The sequence below is a fragment of the Acidimicrobiales bacterium genome, assembly GCA_036270875.1.
Lineage (GTDB): Bacteria > Actinomycetota > Acidimicrobiia > Acidimicrobiales > AC-9 > AC-9.
In genome coordinates this window covers 1-3,386 of sequence record DATBBR010000109.1, presented here as the reverse complement: position 1 = coordinate 3,386, position 3,386 = coordinate 1, and the positions used below count along the sequence as shown (strand labels likewise).

Sequence of the window (3,386 nt, the reverse complement as noted above, 5' to 3'; positions counted from 1 at the left end):
GAGCGTCGCGCCCGATTTCGACAGAAGGTGAAACCGCGGTACTCAGGGCACTCGGCGACGCGGCCACACGGCGAAGCATCGGTCGGACAGCTGGCCGAAGGCGTACTGGGCGTAGAAGCCGCCGAACATGGCCCGGGTGCCGTCGGACCAGGCCAGGGCCTCGGGGGTCGAGATGCGCCGGTGGACCTGGAGGATGCCGCCCTCGAACACGCGGTACTCCGCCCACGTGCCGGGGAAGTCCTTGACGCAGGCCACCTCGGCGAAGGGCACGTCACCGCTCGGGCCGAAGCGCCGGACCCGGTTGCGGTGGGTGTGGCCGGCGAAGTAGCCGACCAGCGCCGGCCGCCGGGCGATGACCTGGATGAGGGCCTCAGAGTCCGAGGGGTTGATGCCGAAGTAGGTCTCGGGGCGGGCGCGCGACGACGGGTCCCAGGGATGATGGTGACCGAACACCAGCACCAGACGGTCGGCGCGCGAACCCAGCTCGTCGAGCCACTCGAGCTGGTCGGCGTCAACACGGCCACTGGGCCGCCCGGGGATGGTGGTATCGAGCACGGCCAGCGTCACACCCGGCAGCGTCAGCTCCACGGGCCCGGCGGCGACGACGGAGAAGTCGGCACTGGCGTCGTGATTGCCCCGCACGTAGTGGAGTCGGTCGCCGAAGATCGGCTGATAGCAGGAGAGGAAGGCCTCGAGCTCCTCCATCGTGCCGTGGGTCGTCAGGTCACCCTTGGCCAGCACGATGTCGGGCTCGATGGCGGCGATCTCCTGCACGGCCGCCCGGTTCATCGTGTCGGGATAGGGCGTCTCTCCCGGGCCGACGCGCAGGACCGGCCCCGACGTGTTGCCTTCGAGCACCCCGCACTCGATCTCTCCGAAATGGACGTCGTTCACGGTGGCCACGGTGGACAGTCGCTCGCCCGGAGGGCGGGGCAGGGTGCGGAAGGCCACCCCCTCCACCACCTGGTCCCCGTCGGGCTCGAGGCCCGTACGCCGGATCACCTGGGCCGGGTGACCCGGGCTCGCGGGCACGTGCAGCACGACCTCGTCGTCGGCGACCGTGGTGAGCTCGATCGCCTCCACCGAGTCGCGCAGCAGGGTGGTCACGGCTCGGCCCAGGGCCGATCCCGTCGCAGCTGGGGGGGCTTGGACCACCACCGGCCCGAGAACCGCCACGCCGGCGTGGACCGGCGCCGCTCCCGCGCCGGGGGCTCGGGGGCGGGGCGGGGCCAGCACAGCTCGACCGCGGCAGCGATGGCGGCGACGACCTCCGCCTCGTCGTCGGGCCGGCCTCCCGGGCCGGCGCTGTCGTCGGGCCCCTGGTCGTGGTCGATGGCCATCGTGCTCAGAACGGCATGTTGCCGTGCTTGCGCTTGGGCAGGTCCTCGCGCTTGCTGCGCAGCAGCTCGAGGCTGCGGACCAGCACCCGTCGAGTGTCGGCCGGGTCGATCACGTCATCCACGTAACCGCGCTCGGCGGCGATGTAGGGATTGGCGTAGCGCTCGGTGTACTCCTCGACCAGCTCGGCCCGACGCGCAGAGCGGTCAGCGGCCTCGGCCAGCTCGCGGCGGTGGACGATGTCGACCGCCCCCTGTGGTCCCATGACGGCCAGCTCGGCCGACGGCCAGGCATAGGCCAGGTCGGCGCCGATGGACTTGGAGCTCATGACCACGTACGCCCCGCCGTAGGCCTTGCGGGTCACGATCTGGATGAGCGGCACCGTCGCCTCACAGTAGGAGTAGAGCAGCTTGGCGCCGTGACGGATGATGCCGCCGTGCTCCTGACCCGTGCCGGGCATGAAGCCGGGGACGTCGACGAAGGTCACGATCGGGATGTTGAAGGCGTCGCAGGTGCGGACGAACCGACCGCCCTTGTCCGAGGAGTCGATGTCGAGCACACCGGCCAGCACCTGGGGCTGGTTCCCCACGATGCCCACGACGTGGCCGTCGATGCGGGCGAACCCGCAGGTGATGTTCATGGCCCAGTGGGGCAGGTACTCGAAGTACTCCCCCTCGTCCACGACCGCGGTGATCACCCGCTTCATGTCATAGGGCTGGTTGGGGCTGGTGGGCATGAGCTCGGCCAGCTCGGGCGTGGCCCTGTCGGGCTCATCGGCGGGATCGAGTGTCGGCGGCTCCTCCAGGTTGTTCGAGGGCAGGAAGCCGAGGAGGTAGCGCACCTCGTCCAGGCACGACTTCTCGTCCGCAGTGACGAAGGTGGCGACACCGGACTTGGTGGCGTGGCTGGTGGCGCCACCCAGCTGCTCGAGGGTGACGTCCTCGCCGGTCACGGTCTTCACCACGTCCGGGCCGGTGATGAACATGTTGCTGATCTCGCGGACCATGAAGATGAAGTCGGTCATTGCCGGGCTGTACACGGCGCCTCCGGCGCAAGGGCCCAGGATGGCGCTGATCTGGGGGACGACGCCCGACGCAGCGACGTTGCGCAGGAAGATGCCGCCGTAGGCGGCCAGCGACACGACTCCCTCCTGGATGCGCGCCCCGGCGCCGTCGTTCAGGCCGATCATGGGAACGCCGACCGACGCGGACAGATCCATGATCTTGTGGATCTTCTCGGCGAAGACCTCGCCCAGGGCCCCGCCGAACACCGTGAAGTCCTGGCTGAACACCCCGACCCGGCGCCCGTCGATGGTGCCGAAGCCGGTGATCACCCCGTCGGTGTAGGGGCGATTGTCGTCGAGGCCCGAGCCGTGGGCCCGGTGCCGGGCCAGCATGTCGAGCTCCTGGAAGGACCCTTCGTCGAGGAGGTACTCGATCCGCTCCCGCGCCGTCATCTTGCCCTGGGCGTGCTGGCGCTCCACCGCCCGGGCCGATCCAGCGTGCCTGGCCTCCTCCCGCCGGGCGGCGAGCTCCTCCAGGCGCTGGGTCATCGAATGCTCAGCCATGTCCGGCAGGCTACAAGCGCATCACTGGGGGTGTTCATTCCTGGTGACCCTGGTGCGGGGTCGGGGCCCGAGACCAGGGGCTTCCCGTAACAGAGTGGCGAGTTCCGGTCGCGCAGTCACGCCCCGTGCGCCACGTTTGGGACCAGTTTGGGACCAGCGGGCTCGGGTTCCCGCCGCCGCTCCCGTGTCGTCCCGCCCCACACTCCGACGAGGTTGTCGTCGGCCATGGCCATCTCGAGGCACTCCACCCGCACCGGGCACCGCCCGCACCGCCCCGCATGGCCACCATCTCTCGCGGGCTGACGCCGCGGCCGGGCACGAGCTCGGGGTAATCGCGTCATTTCCTTACCGCTTGCCGTCAAGCAGCGGACTACGTCGTCGGATGGGAATCGCCTGTAGAGGATTGTCGATATGCAGGACGAATCCCCATGCGTCTGGAGCGCTCCACTACCCTCATCGAGGGAACCATGGCCGTCACCAC

At 69.8% G+C, this 3,386-nt stretch carries 3 protein-coding genes; all 3 read right to left on the bottom strand.

Annotated features, from left to right (window positions below):
- Positions 1 to 42: 42 nt before the first annotated feature.
- The 3 genes from VH112_11725 to VH112_11715 are packed head-to-tail and all read right to left on the bottom strand — an operon-like array spanning position 43 to position 2,905.
- The gene (locus VH112_11725; protein HEX4540903.1) at positions 43 to 1,107 is read right to left on the bottom strand and encodes a metallophosphoesterase; all 1,065 of its coding nucleotides are present in this window, start codon (positions 1,105 to 1,107) and stop codon (positions 43 to 45) included.
- Positions 1,104 to 1,340: a hypothetical protein gene (locus tag VH112_11720; GenBank protein HEX4540902.1), complete on the bottom strand. Its 237-nt coding sequence runs from the start codon at positions 1,338 to 1,340 to the stop codon at positions 1,104 to 1,106. The genes VH112_11725 and VH112_11720 overlap by 4 nt, the downstream gene beginning before the upstream one ends.
- Before the next feature lie 5 nt (positions 1,341 to 1,345).
- Positions 1,346 to 2,905 carry an acyl-CoA carboxylase subunit beta gene (locus VH112_11715; GenBank protein ID HEX4540901.1) on the bottom strand — a complete coding sequence of 520 codons (1,560 nt, stop codon included), beginning with the start codon at positions 2,903 to 2,905 and terminating at the stop codon, positions 1,346 to 1,348.
- Positions 2,906 to 3,386 lie beyond the last annotated feature (481 nt).